This window comes from Perlabentimonas gracilis (assembly GCF_011174675.1).
GTDB lineage: Bacteria > Bacteroidota > Bacteroidia > Bacteroidales > Tenuifilaceae > Perlabentimonas > Perlabentimonas gracilis.
The window spans coordinates 18,338-40,262 of sequence record NZ_JAANIG010000017.1; the positions used below are offsets into that span (position 1 = coordinate 18,338).

Below are 21,925 nucleotides of genomic sequence, written 5' to 3' on the forward strand. Positions count from 1 at the left end.
TACACTTTAGTGTAAAAAAGCCTTGGTTCAAGCCAAGGCTTTTTACTTTAAATTACCATCTAAATTCCTGCAAAATCGTAATGGCCAGAAATGTAGGGCTTGTTTGTTGGCTCATGAAGGCTAATGGTTACGCCAACGGTTCTCTTATCGTCACCCCAATGGGTAATTGAAAGATCCTCTGAGTCTACATTGATGATATTGCCATCGCCATCGTCAACCTTTAATCTATATTCCGACCAGTGTAAGCTAGGTATTTCGAGTGTAAAAAAAACGTGATCACCCGGTTCAATGGTAGTGCCAGCAGGAAGTATGTTTGAACTCCAGTTATCAGTTGGGGTATAGGTTCCTGTTGCTGGCCCTCGGGGGCGAACTTCAATGCTTGTAATGGTGAACACTGAGGATGGCTCGTTGCAAAACTTTACGTAAAGTTCATCAGCCTGTTCGTCTTCGTCCTCATCGTTGGGAGTAAATCCTTCACAGCTGTTGAGCGCTGCCGTGAATATTGCCAGTATAACTAGCAATCCGGATTTTATAATCCATTTTTTCATAGTTTCTTGATTTTGATTGTTGTGAAAATAATCAAAATTCATTCCACTGATCTGCGAAATTGACAACCACACAAGTATTGGTGTTAAACAAATTAATTGAGATGACAAACTGGTGTTTTAAATATCAAATTGTGAAGTGGGTAATGGCAAGAAAGGATACTTCTACTAAATAATTATATCTCAAGTTTTGCAAGTCGTCCGTGTTACCTTTTTTTAACTATCAATATTGGTTTCCTTGACAGATGCGAATTAAATAGTGACCTTAACAACATTACTGACCAATTTAAGCCTACCTTTACACTTGGTTTTAAATCAATATATTAGTATGCAAGTAGCAGTAGTTAGAAAGGATACACATTTTACACCGGACCCAAGCAGGGTAATCGCTCGCTTTCTTTATACCAACGACGAAAGAAGCAAAAAAATCATTCATAGTGTTTTGGCAATGCCTGAAGATGAAGTCAGAATTACTATGAGTCAAGTGCTAAGGGGATTCGCCAAAAGGCACAGGAATATTTCAAAGATTTTCGAAAAACATTTTAATAAGTTGTCCCATCTGTTTGAAAGGATGGGAATCAATCCAAACGAGGTTAATCAATCTCAAAAAGTACTAATAGGCTCTTATTTTACCATGGAGTATTCCATTGAATCGGCTGCTTTTTTTAATCCGTCCATTGTTGATGATCCGGATCAGTCGGAGCTATTGCAGGGCGAAAAAAGGGTGATTCTAAGCTTTAGAGCCACAGGCGAAGGGCATATCTCATCCATTGTTTTCCGTTCGGCTGTTATTGATAGGCATTGCGATATGATTATTGAGCCTGTAGGAAAGATGTTGGCAGAGGCTGATCGGATTGAAAGGCATATTTACGATAAAACCTCCTTTATCCTCACGCTTGATGGCATGACCGATTTCGATAATAAGATATCTCCTATGTTTGTGTTTGAAAAGCTAGGAGATAAATTCACTTATGGAGAACTATCCAGAGCTGTTAAAGAAACTAAAAGAACCCATCAGCTAACGCCTGAAAAAGAGTCAATCATAAACCAGATTATGTGGTTAGCGCTCTCGCATTACGAGATTGATTTTTCGCTTGATTCAGCTATCTCCGAGAGGGTAATTTTTCCCATATCAGAAACCGAAAGGAATGGTATTGAGGATGCCCGTTTTGTTAAGTTCACAGGTGATAATGGTGAGGTAGTTTACTATGCTACCTACACTGCATATGATGGTATAACAATACTGCCGAAGCTGCTCGAGACCAAAGATTTCTATCATTTTAAATGTATACCAATTCACGGCGAATTGGCCCATAATAAGGGAATGGCCTTGTTCCCCAGGAAAATAAATGGCAAGTATACCATGCTTTGTAGGCTCGATGGAGTGAATAACTACTTAGCTTATTCCGATAATTTGAGTATTTGGAGGGAAGCTAAGCTTATACAATCGCCAAAATATCCGTGGGAGTTGGTTCAGGTAGGTAACTCGGGTTCACCTATCGAAACGGAAGAGGGATGGCTGGTAATTACGCATGGTGTGGGCCCCATGAGGGAGTATGCTTTGGGGGCATCGCTATACGATCTGGGTAATCCAGAAAAAGAAATTGGTAGGCTGAAAACACCGCTATTGGCTCCTAACGAAGAGGAAAGAGAGGGGTATGTACCCAACGTTGTATACTCGTGCGGATCGATTGTTCACAACGGGAATTTGGTTATTCCCTACGCTATGTCTGATTACGCAGCCACATATGCTACTGTTAATCTTAAGGAGCTGCTTGAGGAACTTAAACGCCTGAACGATTAGCTTTTACTTACTCCTTGATGAGAAATAGTTCAGAATTTACCCTGCCGGAGGAATTACAAATATTTAATGATGAGTCCACTCCGAAAATTCCTTTTACCCCTAAATCCCCTAAAGGGGACTTTTTAAAATGCTGATTTTTAGACTTCCCCTTAAGGGGTCAGGGGTTAAAAAAGGAAAAAATCAGCATTTTGAGACTTTTCGGAGTGGACTCAATGATGAGTGATGAAGTTGGATAGGAATGGATGTCGCTCCAAGATCTCTCCTTCCTTTTACATTCAACCTAATTTTTCAAAGTTCAACTGTTTACTATCACTTCGGCGTTCGATATTCGTAATTCAATATTCTACATTTTTTTCAAACATAAAAAAATCTATAAATGCTTTACGAGGCTTCTCGTGTAATAGCAATAATAGATCCATTAATTCATTCCCACCCAAGAGAGCTTGTGGGATTGTTATGAGATAAATGTCTATTCACCTCCCAAAATCTTCCTGTAAATCTCCAAGTACCCCTCTATCATCTTATCACGGCTAAATTTTGAAACAGCGTGCTCCCTGCAATAATCTCTATTAATCAGATTGATGTTAGCTACCGCATCAGCTGCCTCATCAATGGAATTAACCAAATAGCCCGTTTTACCGCTAATGATTAGCTCTGGCATAGACCCTCTGTTAAATGCAATAACGGGTGTTCCGCAAAGCATAGCTTCGGCAACGCTTAAACCAAAAGGCTCCTCAAAGCTTATTGGGTGCAATAGAGCATGTGCATCGCCCAGTAGCTTGTTGCGCTCCAATGGCCCCGAATTGCCAACAAATACAATATCATCATTGTTGATAAAGGGTTTAACCTTGCTGTCAAAATACTCCTGATGCTGAATTAATCCGGAAATAATTAGCTTATAACCCGACTTTTTTGCGATTTGAATAGCTTCAGATGTACCCTTCTCAGGATGAATTCTACCGAAGTATAGTAGGTACTGCTTTGGTTGAGGGTGGAATGTAAAGTCGTTCACATTTATACCATTGTAAACCGTGCCGATGTAGTTGAGCGCAGCACTCCGATCGGAATTGCTAATGGAAACGTAGCTGCTAGTGCTGTTGTACTTTTTATAAACTGCAAGAATTTTTGGGGATGAAAAACCATGGATGGTAGTTAGCATTGGCGTTTTAATTAAGCGCGAGTAGGATAGGGGGAGAAAATCAAAGTTGTTGTGAATTAAATCAAAATCGCCTGCCTGTTCCATTAAATGGCTTATGTGGAGGCATTCTCCAACTTTAGGATCAAGTTCAGGATCTTCGGAGTACGCCCGTTCGCAAACATATTCTAGTTTCCCCTTTGTAATAGAATCACCTGTTGCAAAGAGTGTTACATCAATACCTTTGTTAACTAGGCCTTCTGTAATATTTGAGGCAACCTGTTCCCACGGGCCATACTTGCGAGGAGGCGTTCTCCATGCGATTGGCGATAGAATAGCAATTTTCATAATATTTATCTGGTTTTTATAACTTTACTACCCTCAATAGGGCAAACGCATTTAAAATACTCTTTCTATAATCAAATTTGATTTTTCGTAATGTGTTCTTTGTCCCGTTAGGTAGGGAATATTCTGTACCTAACGGCATCGTAAAACTTGTTTATCTAACTAAATTACCAATACTCTGTCCCTATCGGGACACCCTATTTATTGATGCTTTTGCCCTCTATGTCCGATTGAAAATTCCAAATGTTTTGAATTAATATAAACACTGCGCTGCAGCTTTTATAGAGATTGATTAATCCTTTTGTTACAAAGCATCCCTCGGATTATCCAGACAATGATCAACCAGTTCTTCAATTATGGCTGTGCCAACGCACATCACCTTATCTGCACCACCCCAGTAAATTTTAACGCTACCATCCTCCTCGGGAACGGCTCCGCAGGTGAACACAACGTTATGTACATAGCCTGTTATTTCGTACATTTCTTCGGGTTGTAAAATCCATTCGTCGCCAACGGCAATAATTTTCGATGGATCTTTCAGGCTATGCAATGCAACACCCAAACGGTAAACAGATCCGTCCATGGTAGGAAATACGCCGTGATAGATGCTCAACCAACCCCGTGAGGTTTTAATGGGCGGGGCACCGGGGCCAATCTTCATTTCGTCCCAATGGTACTGTAGTGGCTTCATAATTAGCTTCGCCTCGCCCCAGTACCTGAGGTCTGGTGAATAGGAAATCCAAACCGACCAAGGCGATATCTCGGAATGGGGACGATCGAGCCGTGCGTATAAGCCGTTAAACTTCTCGGGAAAAATTACAACATTGCGGTAATCGGCTTGGGTGATAAGAGAGAACCGCTCAACGGTGTTAAAATCTTTGGTCTTTGCCAGTGCAATCCTAACGCCGTGACGAGAGTATGCGCTGTAGGTTATAAGATACTCACCATCAATAAAAACAATGCGCGGATCCTCCAATCCGTACTCCTCGTATTCTTTGAATAGGCCACTAGTAGCGGGTGTCATAAAAGGTTCATTATCAACCTTAAAGTTATAACCGTCGTCGCTTACGGCCTTGCCCAGTATGCTCCTTCCGTTAAGTTTATGCGACCGGAATATCATTATGTACTTACCGTTATGCTTAATAACGCCTGCGTTATGTACGGTTGCAACGGGGTAGGGCACATCGTTAGTGGTAAGTATCGGATTGTTTTTGTATCTCTTTATCAGCATAATGTATTTTTTTAATGAGTATTACAGTATAAAAAATCCTACTTCATTGCCACACGAAGAGAATTGTATGACAGGGAGGAAATATTGAATATTGAATATCGAATAATGAATGATGAAGTGAAGAAAGGAACGGTAATCGTTCCAATACTTCTTCTTCCTTCTTCAATCATCCCTATTTTTCAAAGACTAATCGCTTCCTATTACTTTAGCGTTCGATATCACGATACGTGTTCATGCTCAAACTCTTCAAAAGCTTGTAGTACAGTAAGGTGAGAGATTAGGTACGCCAGTGAGCTTTCTGCGCCCTGGTTACGATTAATGCCATCCATTTCAAATCCATCGCAGCAGCCCTTGGTCTCGAAATCGAATAAGCTCATTCTAAGGTCGTTGTTTCCTAAGAACCACATGAAGCTGGTAAATAGTTTTGACAGATATTCCTTATCCTTGGTAACATGAAAAGCCTGATGATACATTAAGACCATGGCTAGCGCATCAACTGGCTGCTGAGCGAATAGTGATCGTTCGCCATTCTTTTTATACCATTTTTCATTCCCAATTATCGATAGGTAGCCATCCTTAAGGGTGTTCTCTGTAAGGAAATTCATTGAATCTAAAGCTGTGCTGGTAATTTTTTCATCGTTAAGTACCTGTGCAGTATGCAGAAGAGCCAGTGGTAGCATTCCGTTATCGTAAGCCAGCAATTGCTCAAACCATTTCCAGTCAGGAGAGCTATTTTCATCATAGTGTTTGACCAGCTTATTAGCAAGGGTTTTTAGCAGTTGAGTCATTGAGTCGTCACCCGAATTGCTCCTTAGGTAGTAGCATATTCCAATAATTGTATTTGCAATGGCTCTAATGGATTTTAGCTTGTCGAAGTTAGGCGAAGCATCGAAGAAAATCTGCTTGCCTGTTTGGTAATATGCATCATTTGGGGCATTACCAAGCAGGTAGCCTAGCGCCCAAATTGTTCTGCCAAAGGAATCTTCGGAGCCCACTTCGTCGAGGAAGTTTCGATTAAAGCTCAGGAAATTCCTGAACGTTCCGTCCTTGTTCTGCATGTAGTGGATGTAGCTAAGGTAAACCGGGGCTAAATCGAGGGCAAGCAAATCCTTTTTCTGACGGTATGCCAGTAGTACCAGAAGGAGGGCCCGGGCGTTATCGTCAAGGCAGTATCCGTCTTTAAGGTTAGGTATACCAAATTTTGCATGCTGGATTATACCAGTATCATCGGTTAGCCGTTTTATATGGGCTAGTGAAAAAGGTGGCAGCATAAGTGGGTCGATGCTATTTTCGTCTTTTGTCACTAATGTTGGGCTGGATGATAGAACATTTTGAGCTAGCTCAACATAATGCCCCCCCGAAATTGGCCAGGTTATGGTTCGTCCGTAATCGTAAGCTTTTTTACGGATCTTCTTCAATTCCTCAGGGTTATCCAAAAGGTCTTGGAGAATGGAGGATAGCTCGTCAGAATCGTTGAAGTTAAAGAGTCGGCCACGTCCCTCTGCCAGCAGTTCCGATGCATGCCAATAGGGGGTTGAAATAACTGCCGACCCTACACCAATTGCGTAGGAAAGTGTACCGCTGGTAATCTGGGCTTCGTTAAGGTAGGGGGTGATGTAAATGTCGGAAGCCGATAGATATTTAAAGAGTTCCTTTTGGCTAACAAACTCGTTGAGGAAAAAAACATGGTCTTCAAGTTTAAGATTTTTAATTAACAATTGAAGATATGTACGATATTCTTCTCCAGAGTGGCGAAGTACATTAGGGTGGGTTTTCCCAATAATTAGGTAAAGCACATCAGGATGTTTCTCAATAACCTTGGGCAACGCCTTAATTGCCGTTTCAATTCCTTTATTTCGCCCAACAAAACCAAAGGTGAGAAGGAATTTTTTGTTCTCGAGATTAAACTCCTCTTTGGCTACATGCTGGTTAAACCTTATGTCGGGTACCCCGTGCTCAATATATTCAATCTTATCAGCATCAATATTATAGATTGTGGTTAAAAACTTAATTGCGATGCGACTCATCACAACAACTTTTTGAGCCATCTTGCAAATCTCCTGCAAAACTGCTTTCTCGTTGTACGATGGCGTTTTCATTATGGTGTGCAGGGTGACAATAAGCGGAATTTCTAATCGATGCAGCAGAGGTAAGATGTATATACCATTTTGCCCACCAAAAATTCCAAATTCATGCTCAAGAATACATACATCGGCACCGCTCAGGTTGATAAATTTTACCGCTTTCAAGTAGTCGCGTTGATGTTCCTGCCTAATGGTTAGCTTGACCTCTTGGGGATAATTGTAGGTTTGATCGTGGTCGTTCATGGCAACAATAAACCCTTCGACCCGATTGGCTATTGTTTCAATCTCACCTTCAGCAGAAGGGGTTTTGCTAATCATTGAATTGTATAGATTCTGAGTAAATGTGGCTATACCACACTCCCGTGGAGGATATGTTCCGATGTATGCTAGTTTCATTGCTAATTTGGATTGATTGATCTGCCTTTAGCGGGCAGTTTGATTGTTTGATTGTTTGATTGACCCGCCAGTGGGCTGGCAGGTTGATTGATTGCCCCGATAGCCATCGGGGGATTGTATGCTTGCCTGTCTCGGGTCTCGTCATTATTTGACGAGATAACGAGAGCAGGATTGGTTGATTGGCTTGCCTGCCCACCTTTGTTGGCTAAGCATTAGGGCAAAGGCAAACTCGCAGTGTTTATGTTAACGGATTAGCTGCATAAACTCTACCCCATTAACTCACTTCATCATAACCACTCTTAATAATTGTTGAGAGCATCTTAAAGCGAATATTTGCCTTAATGGTGTTGAACGAGTGGGCTGGGATAATAATAGATTGGCCGGTCTCTAGATGGTTCGAATTGCCATCGATAATGATTTCGGCTCTGCCGTCGATTATTTGTATGAAGTTATCGAACGGCGATAGTCTGTCGGTTAGGGTTTCGCCTTAATCGAAGGAGGCCACACTCACATTGCCCGTTGTTTTCTTAATAATTGTTTTTATCACCACTGAATTGGGTACGTACTCAATAATCTCAACAATAATAAAAATTCTTCCCTTCTCTAGTTCTTTATCTTTCATCACATTGTATTTAAACTATCGGAGTGGTTACTTTATTTTTTGTAGTTCATTTGCCTGTTCAATCCAATTATCCTGTTCAATTCGTTTAGGAGCAATTTCAAGTATTTCTGTTAAACTGTTTACATCCTCATTGGATAGTTTTCCGATTTGAGCAAAGGTGTAAATCTCGAGCGTGTTAAGTTTTTCTTCTACCCAAGGGCTAATGCCCTTAATAAGAGTTAAGTTATTGGCATGAAGCTTTGGAGCCAACCCAATTCTATTGTAAGAAATAGTGCTCTTCTTTTCTTTAACATTATCAAGGATAATATCTCTTCTTCCTTCACTTTTTAAAAGTTCTAATGCTTGGCTAACCCACTCGTCACGCTCAATTCTTCCAGGAAAGAACTCAATGGCTTCGGTTACAATTTCCACATCTTCATCATTAAAGTTGGCAATTTGCCTAAAGGTGAAAATGCCCAAAGCATTTAACTTTTGTTCTATCCAACCGCCAATCCCATTGATTATGGTAAGGTTATCGGCTTCATGCTTATGGGCTATTCCAATTCGCTCGAAGTAGATATTGGTGTTCCTTGTCCTTATGCGATTTAGCGCGGCTTCTTTTATCTCATCTTGAATAAGTTCCTTGGCCTGTGCCACCCACTCGTCGCGTTCAATTCTACCTGCAAAATACTCAATGGCAATGTTAATCTTTTCAATATCCTTTGCATTAAATTTACTAATCTGTTTAAACGAGTATATGTCGATAGCATTCAACCTTTCCTCAATAAAAGGGCCTATTCCACTGATCATTTGCAAATCATCTTTCTCGTCAATTGTGGCTCGTCCAAAACTGCTATAGTCTATCAAATGTTTACGTTTTGAAATTTCATCAAGAGTTTCCTCCTGTTCACTTATTTTTTGTTCGTTTTTAGCATTTTTTAGAGTAATTCTGCTAGTCTGGTTGTCGGCTTTAGCATTCAAAATATTTAGGTTTTTAACTTTATCCTTTTGCTGGTTAATTTCTTTGGTTTTATCCAATAAATCTTTCTCCAATTGGGTGTTATGGTTTTTATGCCTTTCAATTTGGTCTTCACATTTTCCAATTGTTGATTCAAGTGCTGCAACTTCCCTGTTATGAATATAACGAGAGTAAAGCCAGGCGGTAACATACCCAATTATTGCCGATACGAGCAATAATGATATAATTAGAAGGGTTGCTTCAACCCTAGTAAGCACTAGTAATACGGTTATTGCATTCATTTTCTTATTGTTTAATGGTTACTACTGATCTTCTGTTCTTTGCTCGACCCTCTTCCGAATTGTTATCGGCAACAGGCTCTTTTTCACCCTTCGAGTCAATGCTGATTCTGCTTGCAGATATCCCCTTACTCACAAAATACCGGTGCATGGTTTGTGCTCTTCTTAGCCCTAGGTCTTGGTTATATTCTATTGTACCAACAGCATCGGTATGGCCTGTAATGCTGAGCGTTGCCTCTTGATTATTATTCAGGGAGACATTCGATGCATTGTAGTATTCGCTAGCCTTTGCCCCCGAGATGAAATCGGATTTATCGAAGGCAAAGTAGATTACCAAATCCTGAGGGAATGTTATTTCTTTGGTAGCTAATGGTTCGATGGGCATTAAGCCGTTGGGGTTAGCCTCTGCAACTATTGTGATTTGGGGTTCAGAGCACAGCCCCTTGATTTTACAAACGTAGATGTAGGTAGACATAGTTGCCCAGCCGATAAATACGATTAATCCGATTATTAGTATTCTCATGGCGTTTAATGTTTTAGTTGACGGATAGTGATTGTTATCATTAAATTATGAACAGCTAGGTTATCTGATGCGCTTAAAATCTTTCATATTAAAACCATCCTCATTGTCATTGGTAATTCTACGAGAGTTATAGTAGTGGAGATTCCCATCCACATCAAAAATCATTTCGAAGCATTTCCCCACACCTTTATCGCTGTTTGGCCCAACGTGAAAGTGGAATAGGGCATTCTTTGGGTTTGATGCAATTTCTTTTTTTATCTCCGATGAGGAGAGTAGCTTAACGAAGTAGGGGTAAACGGTGTTAATCTTTTCTGTTGAATATGCATCAGGCGCCATTTTGTCTCTGTTCATGAGTAGCTGTTTTTCTTTAAATCCCGAGGAGTTGTAGTATTTTAAACCTCTAAGAGAAATCCTAAAACGCCTGTTCTCAAGGTTTTTTACATGAATTTGCATAAATTTAATGATGGCAGGCATTGCGTACTCGTAATCCAGATTATTGTCGTTAGAATATTGAAGTGGAAGGTTGCACAGTTCGGGCATATCGATAACTTTCTTCGCTTTTGCTCCCAGTACCAAGCTGATATATTTGTAGCTCACACCTCCAGGATCCTTGTCGTAAATATTTTTCATTAGCACCAAGAAGGAGTATCTGGTGTCTAATCGACGGATTTCAAATTCGGTTTCGTCAATAAATTCAAAAGGGGTTATTTTCCAATGCTTTTCTACGGCTTCGCTGATAAACCCATTGTAGGGATTTACTCCATTCTCCAGCACAACACAGGTGGTGGAGTTCAGGAACATCCCAACTTGTTTTTTCGAAGCCAATGGTGATTGTGCCATTGTAACCGCTAGGGTAAGGGTTAAAGCTAGGCTTATGATGTATTTTTTTGATGGAATTCTCGCCAACAATTCTTTGATGACGCGAATATTTTTTCTTTCATTCATATTCTCACTTTTTTGGGTAATTGATCTGTTCTGTTTTAAGAAATTTATAGAACTCTTATACTGCAAAGTTCGCTCTTACAAATCCTAAAATTGTTATATATCCTATGGTATGATTTACATAATTCACAGACTCAACTTTCGTGTACATTAAAAGGGGCTGCTTTTGGCAGCCCCTTTTTTATAAAGTTGAGGTTACTCTTACTTTCTATGGCAGAGTAACTGCGTTACCATCGAGTACAACAGCTGTTTGTGCAAGCGCACGACCATTTAATGAAGCACCGGTTTGAAAAGTTATTCCTGTCATAGATAAGATTACCCCCTCGAAATGCGAAGTCGTTCCAAAGGTTGCCTGACCTGCCACCTGCCAATAGATGTTTTTTGCTTGGGCTCCTCCGCTTAGAATTAAATTTGCAGCTGAGCTAACGGTAATATTCTCGGCAATTTGGAATATCCATACATCGGTTGAATTGCCAGAGATGGTTACATCAGAAGAAATAGTAACCGTGTTAGTCCATTTATATAGGCCTGGGCTTAGGGTTAATCCACCAATGCTACCCGAAGCTAAATCAATAAAATCGGGCAATGTACGTCCTGCTGCATCGTTGTATGCAGTTATCATATTTTCAACGGCAGTAGTTAGGTTTATTGGTGTAGGATCGGCCATATCGGCAGCATGCACTTTTCCAGTAATCTGATCGGAAGTGGCATAGCCAGTAGCGTCTGTTAATGTAAACCCTACTATGTAGGAGGTCGCCGCTGGGCTTAGACCAATATCACCGGTAATTGCTGAGGTTGGATTATTATTAACTGCAGTTTTTGCTAAAATCACGTAGTTACCTGCTGCACCCAGAGCCACAGCGCTTATGCCTTCACTGCTACCCCCGGTAGAAAAAGTCCACATATGGTTGTTTGCTAGCGCTTTACCGTTTGTGCTTTTTGCAGATGTTGTTATTGTAACGGTATAATCAGTAAGGGCGCTCAGTGTTCCCAGCGGGGTGAAAGTTGCTGTTTCTCCAGCATACTCAACAGTTCCAGGTATGCTTGTGGTGCCTTGCTTAAGCATGAATGTATTCGCATTAATGGTTGATGCATCCATTTCGATGCTAAAAGTAGCTGAAATGGTGATGTTTCGTGCATTTCCTTCGGCATTGTCCAAGGGAGATGTTGATGTTACAATGGGTTGTAAGATGTTGTCATCATCGTCTTTACAACTTGACATAAATACAATCGGAAGCATTATTGCTACAATTGGTAAAACTGTTTTTAGTGTCATTCTAATTTTTGTAAGCGAATCGATTATAATTCATTATTGAATTATTTCTTAAATATTGCTCTGGCAATCTCAACCCCTGAGGGGTATGAGATATCATCTTGGCCCTCGGCGGTAATAAATATTTCAGTAAATGCAAAGGGGGTTAGTGTTTCAATGGTTGCGGTTTTTGCGTTTTTGTTTGTAAGCCGCCCAATGCTCCTGGTGCCCTCAGTGTTTGTTACAATCCAAGCAATGTAAACGCTCTGAGGAGGCTCTAGCCTATCGGCAGCAGCCATATTTTTAGCAGTGACCGTAACCTTGAAATTTCCATTCTTATCGGCCTTCTTTTTAGCCGAAATATCAGCGGCCGGTGTAACGCTTGAGGTTGGAAATTTTACCGAAGTAGCACAGGAAGAGAAAAAGAACAGAAGTGCTAATAATGTGGTGTTTCTTATGTTTTCCATTGTGTTTTATCTATTGTTTTTTTTCCTACTCATATGGCTTTTCGGAACTTACCCCTTTGTAATGTGTGGTCATTCGGAATCCTTTAAGCATGTATAAATAGCAGGAAAATCCTAGAATCGGAATCCAACGGTGGCCTGATACCAAACATTCTTGTAGCGTGGTGTTGTTGAGGATCCATCGCCGTTGTTCTGGAAGAGATCCCAACCAACCCGAGCACCAATAACAATACTACTTAGGTTAACATCAAATCCGCCCAGAAAGCATAAGGTGTTCTTGCGCAGGTTGTCATTGTCAAACTCCTCTTCCTGCTCAATATTTAGAAACGAATTTTCAAAAACATCCTTAGTGCTCATAAGGTATGAGTATTGAGGACCAGCAACAATCGAGAACATTTCACTAGGCTTAACTACTACTAGTAAAGGAATATCAAGGTAGTTTAAGGTTCGAGTAAAGGTGTAATCGTTGCCAAGGATGCTGCCCGATGCTTTGAAACCTTTTTGCGAGTAAAGTAATTCGGGTTGAATGCCAAGGAGCCGCCCAAGAGGGATGGCAACAAATATACCCGCAGCGAATCCTACTTTTGCATCGGCATCAAAGTTCTCTCCCTCCGAGTCGTAAACATTTGATAGGTTAAGGCCAACCTTTGGCCCAAAATGTAATGAGCTACCCTTATCCTGAGCTATGCCTGCATTTACAAATAGCAAGGTAGAAACAATGATTAGTAATAATGTCTTTTTCATCTTATTGTTTTTTTAGTTGTTGTGATTAAAATATGTAACGTACCGATAAAGCGCCACCATCGGCCCAGAGGCCTGAGTATCCTACAAAGTTGAAGGCTGGTTTCCAATCGATACTTACATTGAAAGGTATTTGAGCAAAATTGTACTCGAGCCCTAAAATTCCATCTACACCAATAACTGTATAGTTCTCGCCTGCAGTACCCCAGTACTTATTGGTATTGTCGCCATCCCAAAAGCCTACGTGTCCGCCGAAGCCGATATACCATTTCATCCTTTCGGTGTTAAACGCACGGCCATGAACTTCGTAAAGAAGGGTTAGCTCAAGCCCTTTCCATCGGCTTGCAATTATGCCCTCAAAGGCAGCTTTTGATGTAACAAAATGCTTAATGGTAACGCCATTTGCAAAGCCTCCTCGTAGTCCAATCCCTGTGTTGTAATCCTGCGCATTGCTAAAGAGGAAACAGCCTAATGCCAGCAGAAAAGTAAATACTAGTTTTTTCATCGTATTGGGTTTAGTAATTTCCTACTCATATGGCTTTTCGGTTTCGCCTCCGCTGAAGTAGTCCGAACGGAACGGACCCAACCTTTACCCTGTGCCGGGCAGGTTACTTTATGGTGTTGATGATGGTACGAAGCTCATCTTGGGTTTTCCCCAACTTGTAACTTAGCCGTTCAATCATCTCTTTCTCCTTATTCCTGTAGAAGTTTAAATCTTCGTCAGTGATAATGGGATACTTCATTTTCAGTTTTCCCTTCCTTTCGTTCCAGAAGCCTACTTTAAAATTTTCCATTGTATTTGGCTTAATGTGAGCTGCTTTATTGTTTAACAAACATACTTACTAAGCACTATATTATTGTTACATAATTATTTATAATAGTTGTATATATCACTGATTTGGAATTTGTAGGGGTAATTTTACTTCACACCTATCGGTGGGGGTGATATTCATTCATCGCCGAGATATTGATTTAACAAATAGCTCTGGCTATAAAAATATATGTACCCATTTCTTGCTTACGCAAATTTTAGATGGTATAGTTTAGTCTGTCTGAAGAAAGGCTAAGTTTCTACTTTTGAAGTTGTTCGTTAACTTTTGTTAGCAATAGCTCTTTTTTTATAGGTTTGCTTATAAAGTCGGAACAGCCACATGCTAAGGCTTTATCTCTATCAATATCTGTAGAGTATGCTGTTAGGGCAATGATGGGGATGTTAGGTTTAAGTTCCTTTATGAGTTTTGTTGCTTCGTAGCCATCCATTATGGGCATTTTTATATCCATTAATACCATATCGATATGCTGGGAAGATTTAAATACATCAACTGCTTCGAGGCCATTTATGGCTCTGATAATGCGAATCTCTTTGTGTGCTAACCATTCTGCCAGAAGCATAAAATTTGAGTCTTCATCCTCGGCAATAAGCAGCGTTTGATTGGGCTTAAATTCAAAGCCTAATCCTTTAGCGGATTTAATATCGGTGGACTTAACAGTATTAGCATTTTTATAGGGAATGGTAAAATAGAATTCTGATCCTTTGCCTATTTCAGAATTAAGCCAAATTTTACCGCCAAGCAATTCAACATAAGCTTTTGATATGGATAGGCCTATTCCTGATCCTCCGAATAGTTGATCATTGGTAGTTTCAACCTGACGAAAGCGAGTGAAAATAATTTCTTGCATATCTTTAGGTATGCCCATTCCTGAATCTTTTACGAAAAACTCCAGCTGGTTATCAATAATCGTATAGCCAAAATGGACATAACCCTGCTTAGTAAATTTAAGTGCGTTACCTATAAGGTTACTGAGTATTTGTGTTAGCTTGGTTGCATCGGTTACAATAATTGCATCATTGTTTTCTAGTGCTGCTTTTATACTGAGTGTAACCGTTTTGTCAAATGCTTTTTGTGAAAATTGGTCATTGATAAGCTTACACAGGGAGTTAATGTTTATTTCTGTTTCATGAATTTTCTCCAAGCCTGCCTCAATGGAGGCAATGCAAATTATATCATCAATAATGGCAAGAAGTTGATCGCTACTTTGGATTATTATGTCTGTAAAAAATTTACGTTTTTCGGCTATTAAATCGGGGTCGTTAAGAAAACTTGAAAACCCTACAATGGCATTCATGGGTGTTCGGATCTCGTGCGAAATATTGTGCAGGAAGGCAGTTTTTAGGCGGTCGCTCTCCTCGGCTTTTTCCTTGGCCTCTATCAACTCCATCTGGGCATGCTTGCGTTCGGTAATATCGCTTGATATCCCAATAATACCTGTTAGTTTCCCATTTGTGTCAAGTATTGGTGTATCGGTTACAAATGCAGGAAAACTTTTTCCGTCCTTTCTTTTCACATAAAATTCGCCAGCCCACGATTTTCCTGCGTTCAGCTGTTCCATGATTTCAAGAGCCTGCTCGTTGGATTGTAGGGCAGGGGTTAAGTTGATAATATTCTCGCCAATTGCTTCAGTAGCCGACCACCCGTAAATGTTTTCAGCAGCATTATTCCAGTAAATCACATTGCCCAGCAAATCAGTAGCAATAACAGCCTGGCCCACATTATTTATCAGGTCGGCTTGAAATTTTATTTCGTCTTGTATCTTTTTTCGTTCGGTATTGTCTCTGATATTGCATTGGATTACCTTAACATTATTGGCCAAATAAACATTGCTCACGAATTCAACATGAACTATTCGTCCATCTGAAGTTTCAAGTGGTAAATCATCATAGCGAACGTATTCATTTTGTTGCAATTCAAGAAACTTCTCTTTGTTCTCATACACATCCATAAATGAACCTATTTCCCATATCGATTTTTCAATTAATTCATCACGCGAATAGCCCAGTAGATTTATTAGGAATGGGTTTACATCAACAATCTTTCCCGTTTCGGCATCAAGAATTAGAATACCGTCTTTGGCCGACTCAAACAGGCGACGGTAGCGGGTTTCTGAAAAGTTCAAAGCATCCTCTGTGCGCTTGCGACAAGTTATATCCTCGGAAATTGTTGCAATAATATTTTTTCCTTCCTCATCCAGAATTCGCGATGAGTTCCACAAAACGGTTTTAATACTATTGTCTTTTGTTAAGATATCTATTTCAATTAGGTCTCGTTCTTCATCCAGATGATTTTTTAGCAATTCAAGCGTTGCGGTAACTTTTTCTTTAGGAAACAGCAGATCAATTCTTTTGTCAATAACTTCAGCCGAAGCATACCCGCTCAACAGTTAAAATTTGCTATTGAACCGTTTTATTACAAAGGAAGTGTCCCATATAATAATTGGTGCATGCATATGGTTTAGGAGGGAGTTTAACGAATCACTAATTGCACTATGTTTCTCCTTTAAGGTATCCTCTTTGCCCTTTCGATCAGTAATATCCTCAATGGCAAGCAAAATAATTTTCTCTTTACCCAATGCCCTTTCTACCTGACGCGCATTTAAAAGCATCACCCGTTTACCGATGGTAGAGAAGTGGTGTTCAACCTCATAATTATCAAAAGATTTTTTCTCCGGAATGATCTTCTCCAATAATTCTTTCAGCTTAGGAATATCCCATTGATGATTACCCAGCTCGTAAATAAGCTTTCCAATAGTTTCATGGGCTGATACCTTGAAAAATTCGTAGAATGAACGGCTGGCTTTTATTACCCTAAGATCTTTATCAATTGTAAGTAAAGGTTCACGTACCGTGTCGATTATATTTTCTGTGAGTATATTCAGTTCATCTGCCGTTTTTTTTATATCCGCAAGTTCATTTCTGGTTTTCTCTAGCACCGCTTCCGCCTTTTTTCTGGCCATGATGTCGCGTATTTGGCATTGAATAACCCTAACATTGTTTACTAGATACACATTGCTTATAAATTCAACATGGATTTTAGTCCCATTCGATGTTTCCAGAGGCAAATCGTCGTACCTTACATATTCCATTTGCTGTAATTCCAGGAATTTATCCTTATTTTCAATAACATCCTGGAAAGCGCCAATATCCCAGATCGATTTCTCAATGAGATCTGGTTTGGTATAGCCTAGCAAATCAATTATGAAGGGGTTAACATCAACAATTTTCCCGGTATCGGCATCAAGGATTAGAATCCCGACTTTTGTCGATTCGAACAAGCAGCGGTAACGGACTTCAGAAGCATATAATTCCTCAATCAGGATTGATCCATTTTTTTCGTTATTTTCTGTATTCGCAGCCTTTCCCATGATATTTTATTGCTAATGTAGCCCAAGTGTTTTGTTATTATCGTTTAATGTTGGAGTCGAAACCTGTGGTTAATCAATGTTTATATTCCTCATTCTGTATTTCATTAATGGAATAGTTAAGCAGCAGAGCAACTTTTTATGAATTAGGTACATCTTCTAGTCCTTTTGCCCCGACGTTCTATGGCGAATATCCTTTAGAGCCTGCTTTTGTTTACTTAAGGCCTAAAATAAACTGTATTCGAAAACCATTATCGTTTTCGAAACACCAACCATCCTAGGCCAAAGCCTATTCCAATGCTTATAATTGTATGACTCCAGTTTATACTGTTAAGGCTCAACGACTGGTTGATACGAAAACCCCTTAGCCAGTCTGTTCCGCCCAATATCATTATTACTATAATAGCAACAAGGGCAATTATAATGTAACCTGCCACCCTATTTGATGAGTTGAATATTTTTTTGCTCATAACTCTTATTGATTTAGAATTATTGGTTATTAAAATGAGTTAATGATTGTCAACTTCTGCCTGTAAATCCTGCGTTGTTTTGCCCAACTTGCTAGCTATCATCTCAATTAAATCGGTTTTTGTGCCATACCTCCAGGTCAGGTCTGCTGGGGTTAGGCTCGGATACATTTGGCTTAGCTTGCTTTTTATCCTATCCCACTGATAGTAATCAGAGTTATCCTTCATTATTATTTTTTGGGTTTGGCAAAAGGGTTAATCGTAATGGTCCCTGCTGATGATTTCTCGTCGCGTTTACTTGCTTTGTCGGCTCGCTTCTCTTTCAGGTTTTTGGCAGGTGCCTTTTTCCCCGAATTCTTTTTAACTTCCTTTTCTTGTGTCATGCTATTGAGTATTAGTTTGAGTTATTGAATTTTGTTGTAGGGTTTATAAAATTCTTTTCCCCTGAATAATCCTTAGTAAAACAGCGATAATTGCAATTACAAGGAGTATGTGTATAATACCTCCTGCATGAAATCCTATAAAACCAATTGCCCAAAGGATGATAAGGATTACTGCGATGATGTAAAGTAAGTTTCCCATGTTTATAAGGTTCTAGTTTGATCTACAAAGGTGCTCGATGAGTTGGCTTAAAGCGTTACATAAATTCATTAATCTTTTACATCTTTCACACATTACGAGGATAAATATTCGACCCCACCCTTAGGCAACGAGCAAAGAACTTGGGCATCTATTTTCAGTACAGTTTTCAGCACTAATGGTATAGCACCTTGAAAAGATCTTCTAAATCTGGTGTTAGGGTAATTTCTGTTCGCCTATTGGCGGCTCGTCCTTCTTCGTTATCGTTACTTTTAACAGGTTGATGCATGCCTTTTCCCGATGCTGTGATACGAGCAGGGTCAAAACCATTCTCTACTGAAAGGATACGTACAACAGATATGGCCCTTGCTGAGCTTAGATCCCAATTATCTTTATACTTTACCGTTTTTATGGGGGCATTATCTGTATGGCCTTCTATTGTAACGGTAATATCTTTCCTGGTATTGAGCACGTCGGCTAGTGATTTTAAAGCCTGCTTCCCTTTCAAATTTATCTCATCGCTTCCTGAACTAAAGAGTAGCTCCTCTTCGAGTGATACGTAAACTCTACCGTTTTTAGTGTAAACATTCAGCTCATTGGCCTTGTAACCCACGAGGGCTTTATCTAGAGATGTCCTCAAATCGCTAAGCGCACCCTTTTGAGCGTAAACAAGGCTGTTTAATCCCCTTATGCGTTTAGCCTGATCACCAATAGTAAGATTGGATGCTTTTATGAATATGTCTATATCGGTTTGCAAGGAATCATAAAGTGTTTGAATGCTCAACTTTTCTGAGGTAACCTCATCAACTTTGGCGTTACAGCTGTTAATCTTTGCCTGAACAATAGCATTCTCTTTTGTTAGTTCACCTACCATGGCTTCAGAGGCGGTAAATTTCTTGTTCGATACGCATGCGGTAAATGTAAAGCCTGCTGCCAGTAATAAGATTACTGTGAGGTTGAATTTTACTTTCATAACGGGTGATTTTTAATGAGTTTTATTCTTACAAAGATGAGCAGCATATGAATGGGATATGTTACACAACTAATTATGAATGTTACAACATTCACAGGTTCATAGGAGTTCGTTGTTAGAATAGAATACTTGATTTCGATGAAATCCCTATACGGATCACGTTGAGCTGCCTGTTGAAATGGATATTGTAGTAATCCTGGCCGTAGTAATACTGAAAAAAGATATTTACATCCTTAAGAAATGTGGGAGTAAAGGAAACGGTGTAATTTACAGTAAAGCGTTTTATGCTAAAGTTTTGCTCGTCATTTAGTTTACCTGCAATCCAACCCACCTTAATGGATTGATTAAAAGCATATTTTTTATTCAGGTCCTCGGGAGCCACAATTATTTTAAATGCCTCAGAAAGTTTAACAGAACTCTTGATATTAACAAAAAACCTTAATCGTCCGTAAGTTCCGCTCAACTTTTGTTCTTGCATATAATTGTAGGTAGCGTATAGCTTTATATAGTTGGTGTTAAAAAGTAGTTTTGCATTTGGACGCGAGAGGAAGAGACCTCCTTCTATCCAGTTTGTAGAGAAATTACCCGTGAGAGTATTAATAGTTGTACTATCGGGATTAAAAAAATCGTCCTCCTGTCCATTGGAGTGGTGCATTGTCGTAATGTAAGTAAACAGATCTCGTTTCCCATTCTCTTTGTCGAGGAATTGGTAAAAGAAAGTAACCTTTGGCATAAAGGATGGTGTCCGAACGGGTAGCGAGTACTCATTGTACATCCTAATTACTATTCGAGGCGAGAGTTCAATTCCCCATCTAACATTTTCGCTAATGCTTATCATGAAGTATGGTGCTAGGTTGCCCTCAAATATCAATGGCTCCATATTCCCAAGACCGCTTCCAAAAAGAATGTAGCTGGGGTCGCGAAACATATTGAAAGTTGATATGGCATTCCTTCTTCCTTTAACTTCTTGTTCATTAGATACTAAACTATCAACACCCTTCTGTGAATAAACATCACAAATTATTGAGAATAGCATTATGGGCAAAAGGAGTATCTTAATCCTATTCATCATTAGTTTAGGTTTCGATTATTCTAGTTAAGCGTATTGGCAAAATGTAATGTTTTGCTTGTTAAGTATTTGTTTGGTCTGCATCTCATGCTCTTAAACTTTAGGTCTTGTTCAGAATTTTGTAGATTATTTTTGTCCCAACCATATTGCTTGCCACTGACCTTTTATGAAGTCCTAAGCAGGATGGAGACCCATGAAGTGTTAATGTTCATATTATGCTTATAATCAAGACAATAATTCGTTTTACTATCAATTTGTAGCTTTAAGTAGGTTTAAAGGTTTCTTAGAGCTGAATCAGTATGGAGGTGTATTATAAAAAATATGCCCTAGCTAGCAAGAAATGGGGTGTCCTTATGTATTAGCAAAGCTTAATGATATGATAACTAACGCTTTTTAATGCCCAATATAAAGAAAGTACTGCCCAATGTCATAATTGCAACACCTAACAATGGCGACCACGCTATTGGATGGCTCTTATTCCGAGAAATGTTTAGGTTGCCAATTTCCACTACCTTTTCTCTAGTAACGAACTTGAATCCTGTAATAAGGGTAAATAGCAAACCAACACCAATAATGATGATACCAATTTTTCTCATTCTGTTTGAACGGATTAGTTAGGCCAATTATGACACATCAAAGTTATGCCCAATAGGAAGGGGAGTTGTTACAAAAATTCAGGGTAGAGTTATATATATCACAGATTTTCTAGGTTAACTTTCCGTTTTTGCTTTAGCTGTTTGAAAAATGAAGGTGTAAGGCCAGTTATTTTTTTAAACTGGGTAGATAAATGTGCTACACTACTGTACTGAAGTCGATATGAAATTTCGGTTAGGTTTAACTCATCATAGAGTAGCAACTCTTTAACCTTTTCAATCCTATGTATAATTATGTATTGCTGAAGAGTAATCCCTTTTACCTCGGAGAAGATATTTGAAAGGTAGGTGTAATCGTAGCCTAGCTTCTCGCTAATGTAATCGGAGTAGTTTACTTTGGGTAGCTCCTCGGAGTAATGGATCATTTCTACGACCACATTTTTAATCCTTTCAATAAGTATACTTCGCTTATCATCAAGTAATTCCAGTCCTGTTCTATGTAGATTTGCCTTCAGCTGCATACGTTGTTCAGGAGTAATATCTTCAAGGATCTCAACAACACCTAGGTCAACCGCAACATACTTTATGCCCAATTTTTTGAGTTCCTCCTTAACCATCAACTTGCATCGGAGGCTAACCATGAATTTTATATACAGCTTGTGCTTAACTTCGGGTATAACTAGCATTTACAATTGGATAGATTAAAGTGGCAGATAAAATGAACTAT

At 39.4% G+C, this 21,925-nt stretch carries 24 protein-coding genes; 1 reads left to right on the forward strand and 23 read right to left on the reverse strand.

Annotated elements, in window-relative coordinates; all coding sequences use genetic code 11:
* Positions 1 to 59: 59 nt before the first annotated feature.
* The gene (locus G8O23_RS08995) at positions 60 to 548 is read right to left on the reverse strand and encodes a hypothetical protein (protein WP_166363953.1); all 489 of its coding nucleotides are present in this window, start codon (positions 546 to 548) and stop codon (positions 60 to 62) included.
* Between the two features lie 325 nt (positions 549 to 873).
* On the opposite strand from G8O23_RS08995, the gene G8O23_RS09000 reads away from it, so the two are divergent.
* On the forward strand, positions 874 to 2,349 hold the full coding sequence (locus G8O23_RS09000; protein ID WP_166363955.1) for a glycoside hydrolase family 130 protein: 1,476 nt from the start codon (positions 874 to 876) through the stop codon (positions 2,347 to 2,349).
* Between the two features lie 469 nt (positions 2,350 to 2,818).
* Here the strand turns inward: G8O23_RS09000 and G8O23_RS09005 are convergent, their stop codons facing one another.
* The 22 genes from G8O23_RS09005 to G8O23_RS09110 form a co-directional block, all read right to left on the reverse strand.
* Positions 2,819 to 3,832, reverse strand: coding sequence for a glycosyltransferase family 4 protein (locus tag G8O23_RS09005; protein WP_166363957.1), 1,014 nt, complete (start codon positions 3,830 to 3,832; stop codon positions 2,819 to 2,821).
* Positions 3,833 to 4,133: 301 nt separating this feature from the next.
* Entirely contained in the window at positions 4,134 to 5,060 is a 927-nt protein-coding gene (locus tag G8O23_RS09010; RefSeq protein ID WP_166363959.1) for a glycoside hydrolase family 130 protein, read from the reverse strand.
* A gap of 218 nt (positions 5,061 to 5,278) precedes the next feature.
* Positions 5,279 to 7,540, reverse strand: coding sequence for a glycosyltransferase family 4 protein (locus G8O23_RS09015; RefSeq protein WP_166363961.1), 2,262 nt, complete (start codon positions 7,538 to 7,540; stop codon positions 5,279 to 5,281).
* 487 nt (positions 7,541 to 8,027) lie between these two features.
* The gene (locus G8O23_RS17550) at positions 8,028 to 8,162 is read right to left on the reverse strand and encodes a hypothetical protein (RefSeq protein ID WP_262888061.1); all 135 of its coding nucleotides are present in this window, start codon (positions 8,160 to 8,162) and stop codon (positions 8,028 to 8,030) included.
* 27 nt (positions 8,163 to 8,189) lie between these two features.
* Positions 8,190 to 9,401, reverse strand: coding sequence for a hypothetical protein (locus tag G8O23_RS09025; protein WP_166363963.1), 1,212 nt, complete (start codon positions 9,399 to 9,401; stop codon positions 8,190 to 8,192).
* Between the two features lie 4 nt (positions 9,402 to 9,405).
* Complete coding sequence (locus G8O23_RS09030) at positions 9,406 to 9,921, reverse strand: OmpA family protein (protein WP_166363965.1); 516 nt, start codon at positions 9,919 to 9,921, stop codon at positions 9,406 to 9,408.
* A gap of 60 nt (positions 9,922 to 9,981) precedes the next feature.
* Entirely contained in the window at positions 9,982 to 10,866 is an 885-nt protein-coding gene (locus tag G8O23_RS09035; RefSeq protein ID WP_166363967.1) for a hypothetical protein, read from the reverse strand.
* 205 nt (positions 10,867 to 11,071) lie between these two features.
* On the reverse strand, positions 11,072 to 12,085 hold the full coding sequence (locus G8O23_RS09040; RefSeq protein WP_219932477.1) for an ice-binding family protein: 1,014 nt from the start codon (positions 12,083 to 12,085) through the stop codon (positions 11,072 to 11,074).
* Between the two features lie 95 nt (positions 12,086 to 12,180).
* Positions 12,181 to 12,582 carry a hypothetical protein gene (locus G8O23_RS09045; RefSeq protein ID WP_166363971.1) on the reverse strand — a complete coding sequence of 134 codons (402 nt, stop codon included), beginning with the start codon at positions 12,580 to 12,582 and terminating at the stop codon, positions 12,181 to 12,183.
* A gap of 111 nt (positions 12,583 to 12,693) precedes the next feature.
* Complete coding sequence (locus G8O23_RS09050; RefSeq protein ID WP_166363973.1) at positions 12,694 to 13,323, reverse strand: porin family protein; 630 nt, start codon at positions 13,321 to 13,323, stop codon at positions 12,694 to 12,696.
* A 25-nt stretch (positions 13,324 to 13,348) separates the two neighbouring features.
* Positions 13,349 to 13,825, reverse strand: coding sequence for a hypothetical protein (locus G8O23_RS09055; protein ID WP_166363975.1), 477 nt, complete (start codon positions 13,823 to 13,825; stop codon positions 13,349 to 13,351).
* A 103-nt stretch (positions 13,826 to 13,928) separates the two neighbouring features.
* Positions 13,929 to 14,114 carry a general stress protein CsbD gene (locus tag G8O23_RS09060; RefSeq protein ID WP_166363977.1) on the reverse strand — a complete coding sequence of 62 codons (186 nt, stop codon included), beginning with the start codon at positions 14,112 to 14,114 and terminating at the stop codon, positions 13,929 to 13,931.
* Between the two features lie 277 nt (positions 14,115 to 14,391).
* The gene (locus G8O23_RS09065; RefSeq protein ID WP_166363979.1) at positions 14,392 to 16,536 is read right to left on the reverse strand and encodes a PAS domain S-box protein; all 2,145 of its coding nucleotides are present in this window, start codon (positions 16,534 to 16,536) and stop codon (positions 14,392 to 14,394) included.
* 3 nt (positions 16,537 to 16,539) lie between these two features.
* Complete coding sequence (locus tag G8O23_RS09070) at positions 16,540 to 17,520, reverse strand: PAS domain-containing protein (RefSeq protein WP_166363981.1); 981 nt, start codon at positions 17,518 to 17,520, stop codon at positions 16,540 to 16,542.
* A gap of 248 nt (positions 17,521 to 17,768) precedes the next feature.
* Positions 17,769 to 17,987: a hypothetical protein gene (locus G8O23_RS09075; RefSeq protein WP_166363983.1), complete on the reverse strand. Its 219-nt coding sequence runs from the start codon at positions 17,985 to 17,987 to the stop codon at positions 17,769 to 17,771.
* Between the two features lie 39 nt (positions 17,988 to 18,026).
* Complete coding sequence (locus tag G8O23_RS09080; RefSeq protein WP_166363985.1) at positions 18,027 to 18,212, reverse strand: hypothetical protein; 186 nt, start codon at positions 18,210 to 18,212, stop codon at positions 18,027 to 18,029.
* Between the two features lie 2 nt (positions 18,213 to 18,214).
* Entirely contained in the window at positions 18,215 to 18,367 is a 153-nt protein-coding gene (locus tag G8O23_RS09085; RefSeq protein ID WP_166363987.1) for a hypothetical protein, read from the reverse strand.
* A gap of 43 nt (positions 18,368 to 18,410) precedes the next feature.
* Positions 18,411 to 18,566, reverse strand: a complete 156-nt coding sequence (locus tag G8O23_RS09090) for a lmo0937 family membrane protein (protein WP_166363989.1) — start codon at positions 18,564 to 18,566, stop codon at positions 18,411 to 18,413.
* 172 nt (positions 18,567 to 18,738) lie between these two features.
* A complete protein-coding gene (locus G8O23_RS09095) occupies positions 18,739 to 19,536 on the reverse strand; it encodes an OmpA family protein (RefSeq protein ID WP_166363991.1) in 798 nt (265 codons plus the stop codon).
* 115 nt (positions 19,537 to 19,651) lie between these two features.
* Positions 19,652 to 20,608: a hypothetical protein gene (locus G8O23_RS09100; protein WP_166363993.1), complete on the reverse strand. Its 957-nt coding sequence runs from the start codon at positions 20,606 to 20,608 to the stop codon at positions 19,652 to 19,654.
* A 380-nt stretch (positions 20,609 to 20,988) separates the two neighbouring features.
* Positions 20,989 to 21,201 (reverse strand): hypothetical protein, encoded by a 213-nt coding sequence (locus G8O23_RS09105; RefSeq protein WP_166363995.1) that lies wholly within the window; start codon positions 21,199 to 21,201, stop codon positions 20,989 to 20,991.
* 98 nt (positions 21,202 to 21,299) lie between these two features.
* Positions 21,300 to 21,884 carry a helix-turn-helix domain-containing protein gene (locus tag G8O23_RS09110; RefSeq protein WP_219932478.1) on the reverse strand — a complete coding sequence of 195 codons (585 nt, stop codon included), beginning with the start codon at positions 21,882 to 21,884 and terminating at the stop codon, positions 21,300 to 21,302.
* Between the last annotated feature and the right edge of the window lie 41 nt (positions 21,885 to 21,925).

Bases quoted from the DNA above. Each gene is read 5' to 3' on its own strand.
- G8O23_RS09030 (WP_166363965.1), bottom strand. From the start codon at position 9,921: ATGAGAATACTAATAATCGGATTAATCGTATTTATCGGCTGGGCAACT.
- G8O23_RS09110 (WP_219932478.1), bottom strand. From the start codon at position 21,884: ATGCTAGTTATACCCGAAGTTAAGCACAAGCTGTATATAAAATTCATG.
- G8O23_RS09055 (WP_166363975.1), bottom strand. From the start codon at position 13,825: ATGAAAAAACTAGTATTTACTTTTCTGCTGGCATTAGGCTGTTTCCTC.
- G8O23_RS09070 (WP_166363981.1), bottom strand. From the start codon at position 17,520: ATGGGAAAGGCTGCGAATACAGAAAATAACGAAAAAAATGGATCAATC.
- G8O23_RS09095 (WP_166363991.1), bottom strand. From the start codon at position 19,536: ATGAAAGTAAAATTCAACCTCACAGTAATCTTATTACTGGCAGCAGGC.
- G8O23_RS09000 (WP_166363955.1), top strand. From the start codon at position 874: ATGCAAGTAGCAGTAGTTAGAAAGGATACACATTTTACACCGGACCCA.
- G8O23_RS17550 (WP_262888061.1), bottom strand. From the start codon at position 8,162: ATGAAAGATAAAGAACTAGAGAAGGGAAGAATTTTTATTATTGTTGAG.
- G8O23_RS09035 (WP_166363967.1), bottom strand. From the start codon at position 10,866: ATGAATGAAAGAAAAAATATTCGCGTCATCAAAGAATTGTTGGCGAGA.
- G8O23_RS09045 (WP_166363971.1), bottom strand. From the start codon at position 12,582: ATGGAAAACATAAGAAACACCACATTATTAGCACTTCTGTTCTTTTTC.
- G8O23_RS09005 (WP_166363957.1), bottom strand. From the start codon at position 3,832: ATGAAAATTGCTATTCTATCGCCAATCGCATGGAGAACGCCTCCTCGC.
- G8O23_RS09090 (WP_166363989.1), bottom strand. From the start codon at position 18,566: ATGGGAAACTTACTTTACATCATCGCAGTAATCCTTATCATCCTTTGG.
- G8O23_RS09105 (WP_166363995.1), bottom strand. From the start codon at position 21,201: ATGAGAAAAATTGGTATCATCATTATTGGTGTTGGTTTGCTATTTACC.
- G8O23_RS09015 (WP_166363961.1), bottom strand. From the start codon at position 7,540: ATGAAACTAGCATACATCGGAACATATCCTCCACGGGAGTGTGGTATA.
- G8O23_RS09075 (WP_166363983.1), bottom strand. From the start codon at position 17,987: ATGAGCAAAAAAATATTCAACTCATCAAATAGGGTGGCAGGTTACATT.
- G8O23_RS09025 (WP_166363963.1), bottom strand. From the start codon at position 9,401: ATGAATGCAATAACCGTATTACTAGTGCTTACTAGGGTTGAAGCAACC.
- G8O23_RS09050 (WP_166363973.1), bottom strand. From the start codon at position 13,323: ATGAAAAAGACATTATTACTAATCATTGTTTCTACCTTGCTATTTGTA.
- G8O23_RS09060 (WP_166363977.1), bottom strand. From the start codon at position 14,114: ATGGAAAATTTTAAAGTAGGCTTCTGGAACGAAAGGAAGGGAAAACTG.
- G8O23_RS09100 (WP_166363993.1), bottom strand. From the start codon at position 20,608: ATGATGAATAGGATTAAGATACTCCTTTTGCCCATAATGCTATTCTCA.
- G8O23_RS09040 (WP_219932477.1), bottom strand. From the start codon at position 12,085: ATGTCAAGTTGTAAAGACGATGATGACAACATCTTACAACCCATTGTA.
- G8O23_RS08995 (WP_166363953.1), bottom strand. From the start codon at position 548: ATGAAAAAATGGATTATAAAATCCGGATTGCTAGTTATACTGGCAATA.
- G8O23_RS09080 (WP_166363985.1), bottom strand. From the start codon at position 18,212: ATGAAGGATAACTCTGATTACTATCAGTGGGATAGGATAAAAAGCAAG.
- G8O23_RS09010 (WP_166363959.1), bottom strand. From the start codon at position 5,060: ATGCTGATAAAGAGATACAAAAACAATCCGATACTTACCACTAACGAT.
- G8O23_RS09085 (WP_166363987.1), bottom strand. From the start codon at position 18,367: ATGACACAAGAAAAGGAAGTTAAAAAGAATTCGGGGAAAAAGGCACCT.